This window comes from Streptomyces sp. NPDC020422 (assembly GCF_044386705.1).
Lineage (GTDB): Bacteria > Actinomycetota > Actinomycetes > Streptomycetales > Streptomycetaceae > Streptomyces.
The window spans coordinates 599,689-620,100 of record NZ_JBIRVJ010000005.1 but is presented as its reverse complement, the minus strand read 5'-3'; the positions used below and the strand labels follow the sequence as shown (position 1 = coordinate 620,100).

The following is a 20,412-nucleotide window of genomic DNA, read 5'->3' as shown; positions in this document are numbered from 1 at the left end:
ACTACAGACAGAGGGAAGACGTCCAGCACATGCCGGATCGCCAGTCCACGAACGACAACAACCCGTTCGCGCCGCCGCCGGAGGGGCAGCCCGAGCAGCCGTGGCAGCCGCGGCGCCCAGAGGGCTCCGAGGACGGTTCCGCGGGCCCGGGGTGGAGCAGCAGCCAGCCGGGACGTTCCTCCGACGGCTTCGGCCGCCGCCCCGAGCAGCCCTCGGGCGGGCAGGGCGGTCCGGGCGGCGGGCAGGGCGGTCCCGAGGGCGGTCAGGGTCCGGGCCTGCGCTGGGATCCGACCGACCCGGCCCAGCGCCGGGCGCGGTACGCGGTGCTCTCGGGCATGTGGGCGTTCTTCTTCGCGATCTTCGACATCCCCCAGCTGGCCCTGCTGCTCGGCGCGCTCGGCCTGTACTGGGCGATCAGCGCGCTGCGCACCCGGCTGAAGGCCCCGGAGGCGACCGAGGGTCCGCTGACGCCGGTGCAGGTCGCGGCGGCGGCCGGGGCGGCCCGGTCGAAGCGGACGGCGGCGATCAGCGGTCTGGTCGCCTCCTCGGTGGCCCTGATGATCGTCGCCAGCGGTTTCGCGATGCACCTCGTCTACCGGGACTTCTACGAGTGCCGGGACGACGCCCTGACCAAGCAGGCCGAGCTGGCCTGCAACGACCTGCTGCCGAAGCCGCTGCAGGACACCTTCGGGGTGCGCGAGTAGGTCACGCTTGGCCGGGTGGTTCGGGGGCCGGGCCGGGGGCCGGTCCGGCGGCCGGTTCCGGGGCCCGGGCGGGGGGCGGTTCCGGGAACGGCCGCGGAGGCGCGGGCGCGGGCGAAGGAGCCGACGGGGGCGCGAGCGGCTCCGCCGCGGGCTCCCAGGCAGCCGGCAGGAAGCCGTACCCCTCGCCGCCCGCACCGTCGTCCATGCCGCCCAGGCCGCCCATGTCGTCCAGGCCGCCCAGGCCATCCCTGGCATCCATGGCGTCCATGACGGCCAGGGCGCCCAGATGGGGCGGCGCGTCGGGGGCCACGTCGGCGGCCGGCTCCCGGGGCTCCGGCGCCGGGGACACGTTCGCCCGTCCGTTGGCCGGTCCGCTGGCCGGTCCGTTCGCAGCTCCGTTGGCCGGTCCGTCGGCCGGTACGGGCGTGGCCGCCGGCACGGCAGCCGTCGTCGGCCGGGGAGCGCGGCGCCCCCAGGCCCGTACCGCGAGCGCCGTCGGCACGCCCACGACCGAGCCCCACAGCACCGCCGCGGCCCCCGCCTCCCACCACACCGGACCGAAGGCCGCGAGCCGCCCCGCACCGAGCGGGCCGCCGGACAGCGCGGCGAGCAGGGCCACGGCCGCCCCACACGCCCAGGAGGCACCGAGCGCGGCCTGGACCGCCTCCCGGAGCTCCCAGCCGCGGGCCGCGCGCCCCACCCGGTGCCCGAGCAGCAGCACGGCGACGGCCGGGACGGCGACGGCCGTCCAGTGCAGCCACGTGCCGCGGCCCTCCGCCGGCAGGGCGGCGAGCAGCGGGAAGTCGGGCACGGCGAGGGTGCCGGCGAAGCCCAGCGGGGTGACCAGGGCACCCGTACCGACCGAGAAGCCGGGGCCGAGGCCGTAGGAGGCGCCCCAGACGACGGCGTTCGGCAGCAGCGCGACGGCGAGCAGCACGACGGCGGCCCGCCCCGACCACTCGCCCGCGAGGCCGTCGAGGGAGGCCTGGGCGTCGCCGGCGTGCCAGACCATCGAGGCCGCCGCGACGGCGGCGCCGCCGGCGCACAGGACGCCCAGCGCGAGCCCGGCGGCGCGCAGGGCGGCGGCCGTCTGCTCCCGGCCCGGCAACGGCCTGCCGTGCGCGGTCCAGGCGCCCGCGGCGGCCGCGGCGAGGACGCAGAGGGGCGTCCACACCCCGGCGGTGACCAGGTCGGCGGGCAGCTCCCCGCTCTCGGTGTAGACCACGACCACGGCCGCGACCAGCAGGTATCCGCCCGTCACGGCCGCGATGGCGCCGCTCGTCGAGGGGGCCGGCTGCCCGTCGTCGGGGTCGAGGGTGTCCCGGGCGGCGCGGTGCGCGAGCCACAGCGGCAGGGCGCTGAGCAGCAGCGGGGTGACACCGAGGGGCGCGGGGACCCTGGTCAGGGTGTCGGTGCGGATCAGGTCGGCGCCGTGGGCGAGCAGCCAGAGTCCCGCGGCGGTGTGCAGGGCCCCGCCGGGGCCGCTGTCGGGGAACGGGGAGGCGATCCAGGCCGCCGTCACGAGCACGGCCAGCGCCCCGAGCCCGAGGCCCGCCGCGACGCCGCCGCGCACGAACGCGGTGGCCAGGGCGGCGGAGCGGGCCCCCTGGGACGGGACCTCGGGTGACAACGGCAGGGGGTGCTCGGTCACTTGCGTCACGGGGCCATGCTGCCAGCGACACGCGGTTTGCCCTCGTAACAGGCGAATGGCCGTTGTGTCGCTCAAGATACGTTTATGTACTTTTCGGCCCAGAGTCGCACCGGCTGCACCGCGGGAGGTCGTCACCGATGAGTCCGACGAGTCAGGCCGTCTCGCTGCCCTCCCCCAAGGAGCGGCGGCGCCTGCGCGAGGCCCTCTCGCTGAGCGAGGAGCAGGTCGCGGAGGCCATGGGTGTCACGCGTGCCACCGTCCGGTCCTGGGAGACCGGCCGCAGCGCCCCGAGGGGCCGCAAGCGGGAGGCGTACGCGAAGCTGCTCGGCGTGTACGAGGAGCCCACGGCGCCCCGCACGGAGAAGCCCGCCCGGCCGGCCCCGGCCGCCACCCGGCCCCGTGCCGCCGCCAAGGGCTCGGCGCGCCCGCCCAAGGCCCCCTCGACCCCGATGAACCCGACGAACCCGATGAGCCCGACGGGCACCCCCTCGCCCCCCGCGTCCCACCAGGAACGCCTGAAACCGGCCACGGAGCGGACTCCCGCGAGGGCCGGGGCGAGCGCGGGGGCGAAGGCCGGGACCACGGCGGGGACCACGGCCGGGACGACGGCCGAGGCGGCGACCCTCACCGGCGGCGCGAAGGGCAGCGCCGGACCGGCCGCCGACACGAGGGGCGGCACGCCCGCAGAGCCCCCCGGGAGTGCTGAGGCCGCCGGGACTGCTGAGACCGCTGGAGCCGCGGCGGCCGCGAAAACCCCCGAGGCGTCCGGGCCCGTCGAGCCGGTCGAGGCCGGGCTCACGCCCGAGGAGGCGTTCGACGCGCTGTACGCGTACGCCGCCCCCGGTCTCGTCCACCAGACCTATCTGCTCACCGGGCGCCGCAGCCTCTCCCGCGAGTCCGTCGAGCACGCGTTCCACCACGCCTGGCAGCACTGGCCCGAGGTCGCCGTCGACCGCGACCCGGTCGGCTGGGTGCGCGCCGCGGCGTACGAGTACGCCCTCTCCCCGTGGCACCGTTTCCGGCGGCGCCACCGGCACCCCGACGCGGCGCCCACCGAGGCCTCCCGGCGCGCCCTCCTCGGGGCACTCCTGGAGCTGCCGCCCCCGTACCGGCGCACCGTGCTGCTGTACGACGGACTCGGCCTCGACCTGCCGGAGACGGCGGCGGAGACCGAGGCGAGCACCCCGGCGGCCGGGAACCGGCTGCTGCACGCCCGCACCGTCATCGGCCAGCGGGTCCCCGGGCTCGCCGATCCCGAGGCGCTGCAACGGCGACTGAGCGCCCTGGTCGCGGAGGCGCCGACGGCGACCCTCCCCGCGGCGCGCAGCGTGCGCACGGGCAGCGAGCGGCGCAGCCGACTGCTGACCCGGGCCGTCTTCGGGGTGACCGCGGCGCTCATCGGCGTCACGGCCTTCACGGTGTCCACGGCGCCGACCCGCTACATCCCCGTGAACGCGCCCGGCGAGGTCGTCGAGGGCGTCCCGGTCCGCGGCGGGCCGCAGAAGCTGGGCCCGGAGGACGAGGAGCTCCGCGACATGCTGCGCTCCCGGCCGAACCCCGGCCCGGAGCGGCTGATCCCCCGGGCGGAGTAACGGCGGGCGGGCGGCGCCGGGCCAGGACGAAGGGGCCCCGCCCCACCCGGGCGACCGGGTGGGGCGGGGCCCCTTCACGTACGGCGGGAGCAGCCGCGGACGGCTACGCCTGGAGTCAGCCCGCGAGGATCGCGCGCGCCAGCTTGGCCGTCTCGGTCGGCGTCTTGCCGACCTTGACGCCGGCGGCCTCCAGGGCCTCCTTCTTCGCCTGGGCGGTGCCGGAGGAGCCGGAGACGATGGCGCCGGCGTGGCCCATGGTCTTGCCCTCGGGCGCGGTGAAGCCCGCGACGTAGCCGACGACCGGCTTGGTGACGTTGGCCTTGATGAAGTCGGCCGCACGCTCCTCGGCGTCGCCGCCGATCTCGCCGATCATGACGATCAGGTCGGTGTCCGGGTCGGCCTCGAAGGCCGCCAGGGCGTCGATGTGCGTGGTGCCGATGACCGGGTCGCCACCGATGCCGACGGCGGAGGAGAAGCCGATGTCACGGAGCTCGTACATCATCTGGTACGTCAGCGTGCCGGACTTCGAGACCAGGCCGATGCGGCCCGGCTTCGTGATGTCGCCCGGGATGATGCCGGCGTTGGACTGGCCCGGGGTGATGAGACCGGGGCAGTTCGGGCCGATGAGGCGGGTCTTGCCGCCCTTCTCCACGGCGTACGCGTAGAACGCGGCGGAGTCGTGGACGGCGATGCCCTCGGTGATGACGACGGCGAGGGGGATCTCGGCGTCGATCGCCTCGACGACGGCGGCCTTGGCGAAGGCCGGCGGGACGAAGAGGACCGAGACGTTGGCGCCGGTCTCCTTCATCGCCTCGGCGACGGTGCCGAAGACCGGGATCTCGGTGCCGTCGAAGTCGACGGTCGTGCCGGCCTTGCGCGGGTTCACGCCACCGACGATGTTGGTGCCGTCACCCAGCATGAGCTTGGTGTGCTTCATGCCCGTGGCACCGGTCATGCCCTGGACGATGACCTTGCTGTCCTTGTTGAGGAAGATAGCCATGGCTGTGTGTCCTCGTCCCTTACTTCGCAGCCGCGAGCTCGGCGGCCTTGTCGGCCGCGCCGTCCATGGTGTCCACGCGCTGAACCAGCGGGTGGTTGGCGTCCGACAGGATCTTGCGACCCAGCTCCGCGTTGTTGCCGTCGAGGCGCACGACCAGCGGCTTGGTGACCTCTTCGCCCTTCGAGGCGAGGAGCTCCAGGGCCTGGACGATGCCGTTGGCGACCTCGTCACAGGCGGTGATGCCGCCGAAGACGTTGACGAACACGGACTTGACGTCCGCGTCGCCCAGGATGATCTCCAGGCCGTTCGCCATGACCTCGGCGGAGGCGCCGCCGCCGATGTCGAGGAAGTTGGCCGGCTTCACGCCGCCGTGGTTCTCACCGGCGTACGCGACGACGTCCAGGGTCGACATGACCAGGCCGGCGCCGTTGCCGATGATGCCGACCTCGCCGTCGAGCTTCACGTAGTTGAGGCCCTTGGCCTTGGCAGCAGCCTCGAGCGGGTTGGCTGCGGCCTTGTCCTCGAGCGCCTCGTGCTCGGGCTGACGGAAGTCGGCGTTCTCGTCGAGCGAGACCTTGCCGTCGAGGGCCAGGATGCGGCCGTCCTTGGTCTTGACCAGGGGGTTGACCTCGACGAGGAGGGCGTCCTCGGCGACGAAGGTGTCCCACAGGGTGACCAGGACCTCGGCGACGCCCTCGGCGACCTCGGCCGGGAACTTCGCCTGGGCGACGATCTCGCGGGCCTTCTCGATGTCCACGCCGTGGTTGGCGTCGACCGGGACCTTGGCGAGGGCCTCGGGGGTCTTCTCCGCGACCTCCTCGATGTCCATGCCGCCCTGCACCGAGGCCATGGCCAGGAAGGTGCGGTTGGTGCGGTCGAGCAGGTACGAGACGTAGTACTCGGCCTCGATCTCCGGGGACAGCTCGGCGATCATCACCTTGTGGACCGTGTGGCCCTTGATGTCCATGCCCAGGATGTCCGTGGCGCGGGCGACGGCCTCGTCCGCGTTGGCGGCCAGCTTGACGCCGCCGGCCTTGCCGCGGCCGCCGACCTTCACCTGCGCCTTGACGACCGACTTGCCGCCAAGCCGCTCGGTGGCCTCGCGCGCCGCCTCAGGCGTGTCGATGACTTCACCGGCCAGCACCGGTACACCGTGCTTGGCGAAGAGGTCCCTCGCCTGGTACTCGAACAGGTCCACGCGCGTCCCTTTTCTAGATGATCGCGGTTCGTTGTCTGCGTGGGCGTGCCGCGGAGGGCAACGTGACTGCGCTGTCACTAGGGAGGCGTACACGGTGTCCGTGGACGCGGCATGTCCGTCTCGCAGGTTATCCCCGTGGGACGTGGGTCCCTAAATCGCAGATCACAACGGAGCGGTGATACGGGTCACAGAACGTAGGGGTGGCGGGGCGTTCCGTGGAGGGGGCGGCCGGCTCCCCCGGCACCCTTGTGGCAGGCGGGGGGCGGGCGTTGCGCCCCTCACGGCGCGCCGGGCGGCGGGGTGAGGGGCGCGGGGACGCGATTGTGATATGAGCCTCAGTCGGGCTCCACGCACCCGTCCGGGTGGCCCGCCGGCGACGGATTCCGCAGCGGGCGGCGGAACACGCTCTCGGGGCGGGGCTCGTTCCAGAGCTCGGGCGCGGCCTCGGATCAAGGCTCGGGTATCGGCAGGGGGCGCTTCTCCAGTGCGGCGGCCATGATCTCCGGGAACAGGTCGGGGGTGCAGGCGAAGGCGGGGGCGCCGAGGGCGGCGAGCGCGGCGGCGTGCTCCCGGTCGTAGGCGGGCGCCCCCTCGTCGGAGAGCGCGAGCAGACAGACGAACTGCACTCCGGAGGCCTTCATCGCGGCGACCCGCTTCAGCATCTCGTCGCGGATGCCGCCCTCGTAGAGATCACTGATGAGGACGACGACGGTGTCGGCGGGACGGGTGATCCGCGACTGGCAGTAGGCCAGCGCCCGGTTGATGTCCGTGCCGCCGCCGAGCTGGGTGCCGAAGAGGACGTCGACGGGGTCGTCGAGCTGGTCGGTGAGGTCGACGACCGCGGTGTCGAAGACGACGAGGCGGGTGTCGAGGGCACGCATGGAGGCGAGGACGGCCCCGAAGACGGAGGAGTAGACGACGGAGGCGGCCATGGAGCCGGACTGGTCGACGCAGAGGACCACCTCCTTCTTGACCGACTGGGCGGCCCGGCCGTAGCCGACGAGCCGTTCGGGCACGACCGTGCGGTACTCCGGGAGGTAGTTCTTGAGGTTGGCGCGGATGGTGCGGTCCCAGTCGATGTCCCGGTGGCGGGGGCGGCTGATCCGGGCCGACCGGTCCAGCGCGCCGGTGAGGGTGGCGCGGGTGCGGGTGGCCAGCCGCCGCTCCAGGTCGTCGACGACCTTGCGCACGACGGCCCGCGCGGTGTCCTTGGTGGTCTCCGGCATGGCCTTGCCGAGGGAGAGCAGGGTGCCGACGAGGTGCACGTCCGGCTCCACGGCCGCCAGCATCTCGGGCTCCAGGAGCAGCGTGGCGAGCCCGAGCCGGTCGATCGCGTCGCGCTGCATGACCTGGACGACGGAGCTGGGGAAGTACGTACGGATGTCGCCGAGCCAGCGGGCGACGGAGGGCGCGGAGCCGCCGAGCCCGGCGGACCGGTCGCGGCCTGCGGAGCGGTCCTCGCGCTTCTCGTAGAGGGCCCCGAGGGCGCCGTCCATGGCGGCGTCGACGCCGGTGAGGGTGTGGCCGGTGCCGTCGGCGGCGCCGCCGCCGAGGACGAGCCGCCAGCGGCGCAGTCGCTCGTCGTCCGTGAGGCTCATGCGGGGACCTCCGTGCCGAGGATGAGGTGCAGCAGGGGCAGGACGCCGTCGGCGCGCTCCTGGTCGGGTGCGGTGGCGAAGCCCGGTATCGCCGCGGCGGGCCGGGCCGGCCCCGCCGCGGGGCCGCGGGCGACGAGCTCGCCGAGGGTGCGGCGCACCCCGGGCTCGTACGCCGAGAACGTGCGCCGCAGCAGCGGCAGCACATCGGTGAAGGCCTCGTCCGGTACGGCGCGGAGCCATCCGTCGACGAGCCCGAGCAGCCGCTCGTCGTGCACGAGCAGCAGCCCGCCGCCGGAGGCCCCGCCGACGAAGCCCTCGATCCAGGCGGCGGCGTCGGCCGGTGGCGTCCCGGGCGACAGCGCGAGCCCCATCAGCCGGGCGGCGTCGTCCTCGTCGAGCCGCCCCTCGTCGAGGAGGAGCCGGGCGGCCCGCCCCCGCAGCACGCCGGGCACCCGCTCCCGCCCGACGAGCCGGCGGAGCACCGCGGCCCAGCGGTCGACGAGGGTGGCGGCGCCCGGGGTCGCGGGGGCCGCGCCCGGGGTCGCGGGGGCCGGGTCGTCGCCGTCGCCGGCGGGCCCGGCGGTGGCGTCGTGGAGCAGCCCGACGGCGGTGTGGACGCCGTCGAGGTGGCCGCGCATCTCGGTGGCGGCGTCGGTGTCGAGGCCGGTGCAGGCGGGCGGGAGGCCGACGCAGACGCGTTCGGCGAGTCCCGCGGCGACCTCGCCGAGCGCGGTGGTGTCGGTGGCGCGCACGTCGCCGTAGCGCAGGGAACGGGCGAGGGCGGGCAGGGCCTGGGCGAGGTGGGCCACGTCGGCGTCCAGCGCGGCGCGGTCGGCGAGCGCCCCGAGGACGGCGGGCAGGGCCTCGGAGAGCCCGGCCAGGAGGCACTGCTCGGCGAGGGCCGTGAGTGCGGCGAGGTCCTGCGCGGCGGCGGCCCTGGCCTCGGCGCGCGCGGTGGCGGCGGCCTCGACGGTGGTGCCCCACACCCCCGCCTCGGCGACCTGCACATGGAGCTCGGGCTCCCAGCGCAGCCGCCAGCTCTCCCGGAAGGTGCCGGTGGAGGCGCGTCCCGTGGCGGGGGCGCCCCAGTCGACGCCGAGCAGCCGGAGCCGGTGGAGCAGCCGGCTGCGGGCCGCGTCGTTGTCCTTGCGGAGGTCGAGCTCCAGCTCGCGCTGCTCGGCCTCGGGCTTGAGGCGCAGGGAGCGCTGGAGCCGGGAGAGGTCGCGCTGGAGGGGGACGGCGGGGGCTCCGTCGGGGACGGTGCCGAGGACGTCCCCGACGACGAGCCGGTCGCGGACGAGGTCGAGGGGGACGTCGGAGCCGTCGCACATCACGGCCCGCACCGCGTCGCCGGTCTCGGCGAGCCCTGCGCCCGGGCGGCCGCGCATCGCGGCGAGGGTGTCGGCGAGCCGGACGGCCTCGATGACGTGCGCGGAGGAGACGGCGAGGTCCTCGGCCCGCAGGAGCCCGGCGACCTTGGTCATCCACCGCTCCAGGGGCCGGTCGGGGACGGTGAACAGGTGCGCGTACCAGCCGGGTGCCTCGATGCCGGCGCCGTAGCCGGAGCGGCGGGCGAGCCTGCGGTGCGTCCAGGGCACCCAGGTGAGCTCGGTCCTGACCTTGGGCAGGCCCTTGAGCAGGGCCCGGTCGGCGGTGACGGTGCTCGCCCGGCGCAGCGCGGGCACGTGCCAGGCGCCGCAGACGACGGCGACGTCGTCGCCGAACTCCTTCCGCGCGGCGCGCAGCTGCAGCCGCATGTACGCCTCGCGCACCAGGTCGCGCGGGTGTCCGCCGTGCCCGTACGCCTCGCGCAGGGCGCCCATCGCCTCGGCGAGGGCGTCGAAGGGCGCGAACGGGTCGGCGGAGCCGCGCAGTTCGATCACGTCCTCCCACCAGCGCTCGGCGTCCTCGTACCCGGCGGCGGCGGCGAGCTCGGCCACGGGGTCGACGCGCAGGCCCCGGCCGCGGGCGGCGTCCTGGGGGCCCTCGCCGTCCGCGCCGGGCCCGTCGGACGTGCCGTCCGTGCCGTCCGCGTCGCCCGGGTGCCCCTCCGGGAGCGGTTCGGTGACGGCGAGGGTGTGGGCGGCGGGCAGGTCGATGAAGCGGACCTCCGCGCCGTGTCCCAGCGCCCAGCGGATCGCGACCCACTCGGGAGAGAACTCGGCCATCGGCCAGAACGCGGCGCGCCCCGGGTCGTCCACGGCGTGCGCGAGCAGCGCGACGGGCGGGCGCATCCCCTCCTGCGCGGCGAGCCCGACCAGGCCGTCCGCCTCGGGCGGCCCCTCGATCAGCAGCGCCTTGGGCCGCCCCGCCTCCAGCGCGGCGCGCACGGCCCGCGCGGAGCCGGGCCCGTGGTGCCGCACGCCGAGCAGCAGCGGACCGGCGGCGCTCCGGGTCACGCCGTCACCTCGCGGCAGGCGCGGTAGAAGTCCTTCCAGCCGTCTCTCTCCCGCACCACCGTCTCCAGGTACTCCTGCCAGATGACGCGGTCCGCGGCCGGGTCGCGGACGACCGCGCCGAGGATGCCCGCGGCGACGTCGGCGGAGCGCAGCACGCCGTCGCCGAAGTGGGCGGCGAGGGCGAGGCCGCCGGTGACGACGGAGATCGCCTCGGCCGTGGACAGCGTCCCCGAGGGGGACTTGAGCTTGGTGCGCCCGTCCGTCGTGATCCCGTCGCGCAGCTCGCGGAAGACGGTGACGACGCGGCGGATCTCCTCGACGCCCTCCGGCACGGCCGGCAGCTCCAACGAGCGCCCGATCTGGTCGACGCGCCGCGCCACGATGTCGACCTCGGCGTCCGGGGTGGCGGGCAGCGGCAGCACGACGGTGTTGAAGCGGCGGCGCAGGGCGCTGGAGAGCTCGTTGACGCCCCGGTCGCGGTCGTTGGCGGTGGCGATGAGGTTGAAGCCGCCGACGGCCTGGACCTCCTCGCCGAGCTCGGGGATCGGCAGCGTCTTCTCGGAGAGCACGGTGATGAGCGTGTCCTGCACGTCCGCGGGGATGCGGGTCAGCTCCTCGACCCGGGCGGTCATGCCCCGCGCCATGGCCCGCATGACGGGGCTGGGCACGAGCGCGCTCCGGCTGGGGCCGTGGGCGAGCAGCTGCGCGTAGTTCCAGCCGTAGCGGATCGCCTCCTCGGGCGTGCCGGCGGTGCCCTGGACCAGCAGGGTCGAGTCGCCGCTGACGGCGGCGGCCAGGTGCTCGGAGACCCAGGTCTTGGCGGTGCCGGGGACGCCGAGCAGGAGCAGGGCGCGGTCGGTGGCGAGAGTGGTGACGGCGACCTCGACGATCCGGCGCGGTCCCACGTACTTGGGTGTGATCACCGTGCCGTCGGGCAGCGTCCCGCCGAGCAGATAGGTGGCGACGGCCCAGGGCGAGAGCCGCCAGCGGGCGGGGCGCGGCCGGTCGTCCGCGGCGGCGAGCGCGGCGAGTTCATGGGCGAAGGCGTCCTCGGCGTGCGGCCGCAGGGCCTGGCCGCCGGTGGTGGGCGCGTCCGTGGTGGTTTCGGGCAGGGTCATGGGTCCCCCTCCAGATCGTTCGACCTGCTGTGCGATCCACGGTGCACCATCCCACTGACAATCGGCCCCGGTCGCCTGCCGGCCGGGGGAAACCGCAGGTGGTGGCCGTTGTCAGTGAAGGGTCGTACGGTCGGTCACATGAACGAACAGGGGGCGCTCTGGACGGTGGATCAGGTGCTGGCACTGGCTCCTGACGACGCCTCACGCAGAGCGGGAAGCAAGCTGGGCTCGGCCGGACCCTGGTCGGGCGCGGGGAGCGCCGGGGGTGCCGTGTGGGGCCTGTGCAAGGGCAGCGGGCGGACGCCGTACCGCACGGTGGTGGACACCACGGGCCCGGCGTACAGGTGCAGTTGCCCGAGCCGGAAGTTCCCGTGCAAGCACGCGCTGGGGTTGCTGCTGCTGTGGGCCGGCGGCGGCGCCCCGGCCGCGGGCGTCCCCGACTGGGCGGAGGAGTGGCTCGCGGCCCGGCGCGAGCGGACACCGGCCGCCGGGGCCGCGGCGGAGGCGGGCCCCGCCGACCCGGAGGCGGCGCGCCGCCGTGCGGAGCGCCGGGCGGCCCGGGTGACCGCGGGTGCGCAGGAGTTGGAGCAGCGCCTGGCCGACCTGCTGCGGGGCGGACTCGCCGCGGCGGAGCAGTCGGGGTACGGGCTGTGGGAGGAGACGGCGGCCCGCATGGTCGACGCGCAGGCGCCGGGGCTCGCGGGCCGGGTGCGGGAGCTGGGGGCGATATCGGGCTCGGGTCCCGGCTGGCCGGTGCGGCTCCTGGAGGAGTGCGCGCTGACCCATCTCCTCGACCGGGCCTGGCTGTCGGCGGACCGGCTGCCCGCCCCGCTGGCGGCGACGGTGCGGACCCGGGTGGGGCTCACGGCCCCGCCGGAGGGCCCGGTGCTGCGGGACCGCTGGCTGGTCCTCGCGCAGCACGACTCCGCCGACGGCAAGCTGACGATGCGTCGCATATGGCTGCACGGCGAGTCCGGCGGGCGCACGGCGCTGCTGCTCTCCTTCGGTGCGGGGGGCCGGGCCCCCCAGCACGCCTTCCCGGTGGGGGCGGTGCTCGACGCGGCGCTGCGGCCGTACGAGGGCGGGGGCGGGCTCCGCGCGGAGCTGGTCGAGCAGTTCGGCGTGGCCGCGCCCGCCGGTGCCCCGCCCGCCGGCGGCACGGTCGGCGCCGCGCTCACGGCGTACGGGCGCGCGCTGCGCGACGATCCGTGGCTGGACGCCTGGCCGGTGACCCTGACCGAGGTCGCCCCGGCCCGCGCGGAGTACGGCTGGCAGCTCGCGGACGCCGGGTGCGCCGGGGGCGACGAGCGGGAGGCCGTGCCCCTCACCCGCGCGGCGCAGGCCCGGCCGGGCCTGTGGCGTCTGGTGGCCCTGTCGGGCGGCGGCCCGCTCACGGTCTTCGGCGAGTGCGGCCATCAGGGCTTCACCCCGCTCGCCGCCTGGTCGCCGGAGGCCCCGGGCGAGACGGTGCCGCTGGTCTGACGCCCCGTCCGCACGCCCCCGACCCGTCTCGGAACGACCCTGACCCACACTTCTGGAGGAGGCCATGGCGGCCATGGACGCCTGGGAAGAGCTCGTCACCTCGGCACTGCTGGGCACCGACCGCAGACCGCACCCGGGCGCCTCCGGGGACGCGGCGCCGGTCGCCCTGCTCGACGCCGCCGCCGTGCACACCGTGCGGCGCAGGGCGGGGCTGCGGCCCGGGCCCGCCGCGCCGCCGCTGGAGGCAGCCCCGGAGGACGGCCGCCGACCGCTGCCGGCGGCGGCCAGACGCCGGCTGGCCCGGCTGCTCGCGGGCCGGGCCGCGCCCGCGCCGTCCGGGGGGCGGCGCGGGGCGGCGCCCGATCTGACGGAGCTGCTGCCCCAGTGGCTGGCCGCCGCCCACGAGCGGGGCTACCGCGCACCGGCGGCCGCACTGCCCGCGCTCCTCGACGCCGCCCGTGCCAGGACCGATCTGCGGCCCCAGGCGCTGGCCTTCGCCGGGCCGCGGGGGCTGTGGCTGGCCCGGCTGAACGCGGAGTGGAAGTTCGCGCTGCGCGGCTCCGGCGGGGGCGGCGCGCTGCCCGCCCCCGGCGACGCCGAGGCCGTCGCGGCCCTGTGGGAGGAGGGCCTGTTCGCGGAGCGGGTGGCGCTGCTCGCGGCCGTGCGGGCCGATGACCCCGCCGAGGGGCGCCGGCTGCTCGCCTCGACGTGGGGCACGGAGCGCGCGGAGGACCGGCTGATGTTCCTGGACTCGCTGCGCGCGGGTCTGTCCGCGGCGGACGAGGAGTTCCTGGAGGCGGCGCTGTCGGACCGCAGCCGCAACGTCCGGGCGACGGCCGCCGAGCTGCTCTCGGCGCTGCCGGGCTCGGCGCTGGCCGCGCGGATGGCGGAGCGGGCCGTGTCGTGCGTCTCCCTGGACCGTACGGAGGGTGCGGAGGCGATCGTCGTCGAGGCACCGCACGAGTGCGACGCGGGCATGCAGCACGACGGGGTGACGGCCACGCCGCCCACCGGCCGGGGCGAGCGGTCCTGGTGGCTCGGCCAGCTCGTCGAGGCCGCGCCGCTGGACTGCTGGCGGGCCCGGTTCGCGGGGCGCGCGCCCGAGGAGATCGTGGCCCTGCCGGTCGCCGACGACTGGCAGGGCGAGCTGCACGCGGCCTGGTGCCGGGCGGCGGTGCGGCAGCGCGACGCGGACTGGTCGCGGGCCCTGCTGGGCTCCCCCGCGGCCCCCCAGGCCGGCGGCCCCGGCACGTCCTCGCTCGCGGAGCGGGCCAAGCTGCTGTCGACGCTCCCGGAGGAGGAGCGGGCGCACTGGGTGGCCTCGTTCATCGCGGCGCACGGCCTGTCGGAGGCGTTCCAGCTGCTCGGGGTGTGCGCGGTGCCGTGGGCGGAGCCGCTCGGCCGGGCGGTGGTCGACGCGCTGGACATCGCGCGGGACGCGGGCAGCTACCCCTGGAGCTTCAGCGGGGTGATGGGGCTCGCCGAGCGCTGCCTCTCCCCGGACGCCGCTCCCCAGCTGGCCGCCCTGACCACGCTCCCGGACGAAACGGAGGACGCCTCCCCGGGTGCCGGCGGCTACTGGTCCGAGGCCTTCCAGCGGCTCGTGGCGACGCTGGAGCTCCGCGCGACGATGCACGCGGAGCTGGCGGCGGAATCGGGGGAAGCCGAGGACTCCGCGGAATCGGGAGAAGCCGGGGAATCGGGAGAAGCCGGGGAATCGGCGGAAGCTGAGGAACCAGGGGAGTCAGTGGAATCCGGGGAACCGGGGGAATCCGAGCAATCCGGGGAATCGGGGCGCTGACGGAGCGGGCGGCGCGCACCGCGCACCGCCCGTCCCCATGAGCCCCTACGCGTCACGCCGCGACGCGGACGTTCGCGTTGACCCACTCCACGATGGAGGCGGTCGTCGCGCCCGGGGTGAAGATCTCGGCCACGCCCTTCTCCTTCAGCGGCGCGATGTCCGCCTCGGGGATGATGCCGCCGCCGAAGACCTTGATGTCCTCCGCGTCGCGCTCCTTCAGGAGCTCCAGCACCTTCGCGAACAGCGTGTTGTGCGCGCCCGAGAGGATCGAGAGGCCGATCGCGTCGGCGTCCTCCTGGATCGCGGTGTCCACGATCTGCTCGGGCGTCTGGTGGAGCCCGGTGTAGATGACCTCCATGCCGGCGTCGCGCAGCGCCCGCGCGATCACCTTGGCCCCGCGATCGTGGCCGTCGAGGCCCGGCTTGGCCACCACCACTCGGATCGGACCGGTCACACCCATTCAGTGCCTCCACATGCGACCCCCGCGCCTGGCCGCGGGAAAGTGAACGAACGTTATCGCCAGCATCCCGCAAGCGACCGTTTCACGGTGGACAGCGAGGGGGAAATCACACGTGGGACATTGTTCGCTCCGCGGAGCCCCCTCCGCGAAGGAGCCGCCACGGGGTCGCCGTACCACCGCGCCGCCAGCCGCACGGCACGGAGGTGCGGCGCACCGCCGTACCGGGACGGAGGCCGGCGATGCAGCTCTTTCCCGGCGCTGTCGCCGATCGGATGAAGGCCGCGGCCCTCGAGCTGGCGGTCCTCACCGGTCGTCTGGTGCTCTACCCCTCCGGCCTCGTTGCCGAACGGCGCCCGTCGCGCCCCGCCGGCGACGTCGGCAGCAGCACCCGCCCGGTCGTGCTGCTGCACGGCTTCGTCGACAACCACTCGGTCTTCCTGCTGCTGCGCCGCGCGCTGGCCCGGCACGGCCGCGACTGCGTCGAGTCGCTCGACTACTCCCCGCTCACCTGCGACCTGCGGACCGCCGCCGAGCTGCTCGGCCGGCGGGTGGCGGAGCTCCAGGCCCGCACGGGACACGCGGAGGTCGACCTGGTGGGCCACAGTCTGGGCGGCCTGATCGCCCGCTACTACGTGCAGCGCCTCGGCGGTGACGCCCGGGTGCGCACCCTGGTCATGCTGGGCACCCCGCACTCCGGCACCAGGTTCGTGCCGCTGGCCGACGCGCATCCCCTGGTGCGCCAGATGCGGCCGGGCTCGGAGGTGCTGCGCGAGCTCGCGGGGCCCGCGCCGGGCATCCGGACGCGCTTCGTGAGCTTCTGGAGCGATCTGGACCAGGTGATGGTGCCGGCGGAGACCGCCCGCCTCGACCACCCGGATCTGCTGGTCCACAACGTGCGGGTGAGCGGTATCGGCCATCTCGCCCTGCCGGTGCACCCGACGGTCGCCGCCGGGATCCTCGACGCGCTGGACGGGGACCCGGCCGCCGGGGCGCCGGGCGCGGCGTCCGGCGCGAGCTCGGTGGCCTGACGGCTCGTCGGGGGCCCGCCCGCAGCGCCGTCCACAACCCGGCCCACACCCCCGGCCCGCCCACCCACACCCCGGCCCGCAGCCCGCCGACCGGCACCTGTTCTTCGAACGTTCCTCGAACACAGAGCCAAAGCTCTCTCCGCTACCCGCCGAAAGACGGCCGATTGCCCGTTTCCTGGCGGCTCGAAACCCCCGGAAGATTGTCGGGCGCGCATACCGCCGGGTACAGTCACGGCCACCGCTTGGCCCCCTGCTCCCGAGGCGAGAGAGAAGTTGGTGAACGACCAGCACCCCCACGCCGGGTACGTCTCGGACGGCACCCAGACCACCGGGAGTTTCACCGTCGACCCGCTCTTCGGCACGTACGACGCCGGTTACGCAGCAGGTCACGACGCAGGTCAGAGCATGTACGGCGGATACGCCGACCCCCACGCCCACGGCACCTACGCCGGGCACGCCGACTACAGCGGCCAGTGGAACACGGGCGCCTACGACGCCTCGTACACCGCCACCGGCCAGTGGGACGCCACCGCCTGGACCGAGGCCCAGCAGACCGAGGCCGCGGCCTTCGCCTCCTACGACACCACCGGCCAGTGGACGACGCCCGGCTTCGAGACCGGGACGTACGACATGACCGCCGCGACCGCCTGGAACCAGGCCGCGACGCCCGAGCCGGTCGTCCCGCAGCAGTACACGCCCACCGGCCCCGAGCACACCGCCGAGTTCGAGTTCGACGCCGACGCGTACACCCCGGAAGGCGCGTACGCCCCGGAAGGCGCGTACACCCCGGAAGGCGCGTACGCCCCGGGCGCCGAGCACGCCGAGTACCTCGACTACTCCGAGACCACGCAGGTCCCCGCGTACGAGCCGGAGGCGGAGCCCGAGCCGCACGCCTTCCACGACGCCGAGACCATGATCGGACTCGCGCTCGACCAGGAACTCGCCCCGGCGCCCGGCGCCGAGGAGCTGTCGCCCGTGGCCGCCCGCCCCGTGCGGCGCTCCTCCGGCGGCAGCCGCGGCCGGCGCCGTACGCCCGCCAAGCGGTCCGCGCTCCTGACCGTCGCCGTCCCGTCCGCCTGCGTCATGGGCGTCGCCGGCATCGCCGCCGCCTCGGTCGGCGGACTCACCGACTCCGGCGCGGACACCAAGGACGACACGACCACGCTCGCCGCGGCCGACCCGGCCTCCGTGAAGCAGGTCGCCGCCAACAGCAAGCTGGACACCCAGCTCGCCGCGCTCAGCGCCGACGCCCGCGACTTCGGCGACCGCGCCAGCCGCACCCAGGAGCGCATCGACCTGCGCCTTCGTCAGGAGGCGGAGAAGAAGAAGCGCGAGGAGGAGGCGGCCCGCAAGGAGGCCCTGCGGCCCAAGTTCCTGCTCCCGGTGAAGCTGCACCAGCTCAGCGCCCGATTCGGCCAGTCCGGCGTCAACTGGATGTCCGTGCACACCGGCATCGACTTCCCCGTGCAGTACGGCACGAAGGTCATGTCCGCCACCGACGGCACCATCCGCACCCAGTGGAACAGCGCCTACGGCAACATGGCGATCGTGACCGCCGCGGACGGCACCGAGACCTGGTACTGCCACCTCAGCAGCACCAAGATCCGCTCCGGCCAGGTCAAGGCCGGCGACGTCATCGCGTACTCCGGCAACTCCGGCAACTCCACCGGCCCGCACCTGCACTTCGAGGTCCGGCCGAACGGCGGGCAGGCGATCGACCCGCTGCCCTGGCTGCTCAGCCACGGTCTCGACCCGACCAGCTGACGCCACGCGCGTACGAGAAAGGGGCCCCGCCGCCATTCGGCCGGGGCCCCTTCCCGTGGGCGGGCGCGGCGGGCCGCTACAGCTTCTCGACCGGCGCGTACCGCAGCAGCAGACGCTTGGGCTTCTCGTCGCCGAAGTCGATCGTCGCCTGCGCGTCCGCGCCCGCGCCCTGCACCGCCATGACCGTGCCCAGACCGAACTGGTCGTGGGTGACCCGGTCGCCGACCTGGAGCGAGATCACCGGCTTGTCGCTGGTGCGCCGGGTGGCGAAGCCCGAGGGGCCGGAGCGGGCGCGCGAGGAGGACAGCGAGGAGGTGATCCCCGAGGTAGGCCCGGCGGGCTTGGCCATGGCGCCGGTCCGCTTCCACTCCAGATACGCGGCCGGGATCTCCTCCAGGAAGCGCGAGGCCGGGTTGTACGAGGGCTGGCCCCAGGCGCTGCGCATCGAGGAACGCGTCAGATAGAGCCGCTCGCGGGCGCGCGTGATGCCCACGTAGGCGAGGCGGCGCTCCTCCTCCAGCTCCTTGGTCTGGCCGAGCGCCCGCATGTGCGGGAAGACGCCGTCCTCCATGCCCGTGAGGAAGACGACCGGGAACTCCAGGCCCTTGGCGGTGTGCAGGGTCATCAGGGTGATGACCCCGGAGCCCTCCTCGTCCTCGTCGGGGATCTGGTCGGAGTCGGCGACGAGGGCGACCTTCTCCAGGAACTCGGCCAGGGTGGCGGGCTCTTCGCCGCGCTCCTGCTCGAACTCCAGGGCCACCGCCGCGAGTTCCTGGAGGTTCTCGATGCGGGTCTCGTCCTGCGGGTCGGTGGAGGCCTGCAGCTCGGCCAGATAGCCGGTCCGTTCGAGCACGGCCTCCAGGACCACGGCCGGTCCGGCGCCCGACTCGGCGATGGTCCGCAGCTCCTCCATGAGCGTGTTGAAGCGCTTGACGGCGTTGGCCGAGCGGGCCGCCATCCCGTACGCCTCGTCGACCCGCTTGAGCGCCTGCGGGAAGGTGATCTTCTCGCGCAGGGAGAGGGCGTCGATCATCGCCTCGGCGCGCTCGCCGATGCCCCGCTTGGGCACGTTGAGGATGCGGCGCAGCGGCACGGTGTCCTCGGGGTTGGCGAGGACGCGCAGATAGGCGAGGACGTCGCGGACCTCCTTGCGCTCGTAGAAGCGCACGCCGCCGACGACCTTGTAGGGCAGTCCGACCCGGATGAAGATCTCTTCGAAGACACGGGACTGCGCGTTGGTGCGGTAGAAGACGGCGACGTCGCCGGCCTTCGCCTCGCCGGTGTCGGTGAGCCGGTCGATCTCGTCGGCGACGAACTGCGCCTCGTCGTGCTCGGTGTCCGCGACGTAGCCGGTGATCTGCGCGCCCGCGCCCGCGTTGGTCCACAGGTTCTTGGGGCGGCGGGACTCGTTGCGCTCGATGACCGCGTTGGCGGCCGAGAGGATCGTCTGGGTGGAGCGGTAGTTCTGCTCCAGGAGGATCGTGGTCGCGTCCGGGTAGTCCTCCTCGAACTGGAGGATGTTGCGGATGGTCGCGCCGCGGAAGGCGTAGATCGACTGGTCGGCGTCGCCCACCACGCACAGCTCGGCCGGGCCGAGGTCCTCGTATCCCGTGCCGACGAGCTCGCGGACCAGGGTGTACTGGGCGTGGTTGGTGTCCTGGTACTCGTCGACGAGGACGTGGCGGAAGCGGCGGCGGTAGTGCTCGGCGACGTCCGGGAACGCCTGGAGCAGGTGGACCGTCGTCATGATGATGTCGTCGAAGTCCAGCGCGTTGGCCTCGCGCAGCCGGGCCTGGTACATCCGGTAGGCCTCGGCGAGGGTCTTCTCGAAGCCGTCGGCGGCCTGGTCGGCGAAGGTCTCCTCGTCGATCAGCTCGTTCTTCAGGTTGGAGATCTTGGCGCTGAAGGACTTCGGCGGGAACTTCTTCGGGTCGAGGTCCAGGTCGCGGCAGACCAGCGCCATCAGGCGCTTGGAGTCGGCGGCGTCGTAGATCGAGAAGGACGAGGTGAAGCCGAGCTTCTTCGACTCGCGGCGCAGGATGCGGACGCACGCGCTGTGGAAGGTCATGACCCACATGGCGTTGGCGCGCGGGCCGACGAGCTGCTCGACGCGCTCCTTCATCTCGCCGGCGGCCTTGTTGGTGAAGGTGATCGCCAGTATCTGGCCCGGGTGGACGTGCCGGGTGCCCAGGAGGTGGGCGATGCGGTGGGTGAGCACGCGCGTCTTGCCCGAGCCGGCGCCGGCGACGATGAGCAGCGGGGTGTCCGTGTGCACGACGGCGGCGCGCTGCTGCTCGTTCAGCCCCTCCAGGAGCGCGGCGGCGTCCACGACGGGCCGGGGGGCTCCGTCGCGGTAGTACGCTCCCCCGCTCTGGGCCGGGGGCGTGTCCCAGTGCTCCCCGAAGAGGTCGTGCGGAACCTCCTCCGCGGCCGGGGCACCGGGCTCGTGGTCCTCGGGCGGGGGCGGAGGCTCCTCCGAGTGGTTCTGGAGGCTCGCCAGGAAGCTGTCGTCAAAGAGGCTGTTGCTCATCGCCTATCGAGTCTAGGGCGCGGCACCGACAGTCGGTCCCCGTCCCCGGAAGTGACGGTGAACTCACGGACGGCGACCGTCCGGTTC

Annotated in this window: 14 protein-coding genes; 6 read left to right on the top strand and 8 right to left on the bottom strand. The window is 74.7% G+C overall.

Translation table 11 applies throughout. From position 1 onward, the window contains the following. Positions 1–29 precede the first annotated feature (29 nt). A complete protein-coding gene (locus ACH414_RS16940) occupies positions 30–704 on the top strand; it encodes a hypothetical protein (RefSeq protein WP_382532351.1) in 675 nt (224 codons plus the stop codon). Position 705: 1 nt separating this feature from the next. On the opposite strand, the gene ACH414_RS16935 is transcribed toward ACH414_RS16940, so the two are convergent. Continuing rightward, positions 706–2,364 (bottom strand): DUF6350 family protein, encoded by a 1,659-nt coding sequence (locus ACH414_RS16935; protein ID WP_398942235.1) that lies wholly within the window; start codon positions 2,362–2,364, stop codon positions 706–708. A 128-nt stretch (positions 2,365–2,492) separates the two neighbouring features. On the opposite strand from ACH414_RS16935, the gene ACH414_RS16930 reads away from it, so the two are divergent. Beyond that, a complete protein-coding gene (locus ACH414_RS16930; RefSeq protein ID WP_398942233.1) occupies positions 2,493–3,947 on the top strand; it encodes a sigma factor-like helix-turn-helix DNA-binding protein in 1,455 nt (484 codons plus the stop codon). A 115-nt stretch (positions 3,948–4,062) separates the two neighbouring features. Here the strand turns inward: ACH414_RS16930 and sucD are convergent, their stop codons facing one another. From sucD to ACH414_RS16905, 5 genes are all read right to left on the bottom strand, one after another. Beyond that, positions 4,063–4,947, bottom strand: coding sequence for a succinate--CoA ligase subunit alpha (gene sucD / locus ACH414_RS16925; RefSeq protein WP_382532357.1), 885 nt, complete (start codon positions 4,945–4,947; stop codon positions 4,063–4,065). A 19-nt stretch (positions 4,948–4,966) separates the two neighbouring features. After that, on the bottom strand, positions 4,967–6,145 hold the full coding sequence (sucC, locus tag ACH414_RS16920; protein ID WP_382532359.1) for an ADP-forming succinate--CoA ligase subunit beta: 1,179 nt from the start codon (positions 6,143–6,145) through the stop codon (positions 4,967–4,969). A 449-nt stretch (positions 6,146–6,594) separates the two neighbouring features. Further along, positions 6,595–7,743 (bottom strand): VWA domain-containing protein, encoded by a 1,149-nt coding sequence (locus ACH414_RS16915; protein WP_382532361.1) that lies wholly within the window; start codon positions 7,741–7,743, stop codon positions 6,595–6,597. Continuing rightward, on the bottom strand, positions 7,740–10,142 hold the full coding sequence (locus ACH414_RS16910) for a DUF5682 family protein (RefSeq protein ID WP_398942231.1): 2,403 nt from the start codon (positions 10,140–10,142) through the stop codon (positions 7,740–7,742). The genes ACH414_RS16915 and ACH414_RS16910 overlap by 4 nt, the downstream gene beginning before the upstream one ends. Further along, the gene (locus tag ACH414_RS16905; RefSeq protein WP_382532365.1) at positions 10,139–11,260 is read right to left on the bottom strand and encodes an AAA family ATPase; all 1,122 of its coding nucleotides are present in this window, start codon (positions 11,258–11,260) and stop codon (positions 10,139–10,141) included. The genes ACH414_RS16910 and ACH414_RS16905 overlap by 4 nt, the downstream gene beginning before the upstream one ends. A 138-nt stretch (positions 11,261–11,398) precedes the next feature. On the opposite strand from ACH414_RS16905, the gene ACH414_RS16900 reads away from it, so the two are divergent. Continuing rightward, positions 11,399–12,742, top strand: a complete 1,344-nt coding sequence (locus ACH414_RS16900; protein WP_398942229.1) for an SWIM zinc finger family protein — start codon at positions 11,399–11,401, stop codon at positions 12,740–12,742. A gap of 73 nt (positions 12,743–12,815) precedes the next feature. Next, complete coding sequence (locus ACH414_RS16895; RefSeq protein WP_398942228.1) at positions 12,816–14,543, top strand: DUF5691 domain-containing protein; 1,728 nt, start codon at positions 12,816–12,818, stop codon at positions 14,541–14,543. Between the two features lie 52 nt (positions 14,544–14,595). Here the strand turns inward: ACH414_RS16895 and ACH414_RS16890 are convergent, their stop codons facing one another. Then, complete coding sequence (locus ACH414_RS16890; protein ID WP_382532371.1) at positions 14,596–15,003, bottom strand: cobalamin B12-binding domain-containing protein; 408 nt, start codon at positions 15,001–15,003, stop codon at positions 14,596–14,598. 239 nt (positions 15,004–15,242) lie between these two features. On the opposite strand from ACH414_RS16890, the gene ACH414_RS16885 reads away from it, so the two are divergent. Both ACH414_RS16885 and ACH414_RS16880 read left to right on the top strand, forming a co-directional pair. After that, positions 15,243–16,031 (top strand): lipase family alpha/beta hydrolase, encoded by a 789-nt coding sequence (locus ACH414_RS16885; RefSeq protein ID WP_398942227.1) that lies wholly within the window; start codon positions 15,243–15,245, stop codon positions 16,029–16,031. Between the two features lie 276 nt (positions 16,032–16,307). Beyond that, entirely contained in the window at positions 16,308–17,795 is a 1,488-nt protein-coding gene (locus ACH414_RS16880) for a peptidoglycan DD-metalloendopeptidase family protein (RefSeq protein WP_398942226.1), read from the top strand. 76 nt (positions 17,796–17,871) lie between these two features. Here ACH414_RS16880 and pcrA read toward each other — a convergent pair whose 3' ends face one another. Further along, on the bottom strand, positions 17,872–20,325 hold the full coding sequence (gene pcrA / locus ACH414_RS16875; protein ID WP_382532375.1) for a DNA helicase PcrA: 2,454 nt from the start codon (positions 20,323–20,325) through the stop codon (positions 17,872–17,874). Positions 20,326–20,412: the final 87 nt, after the last annotated feature.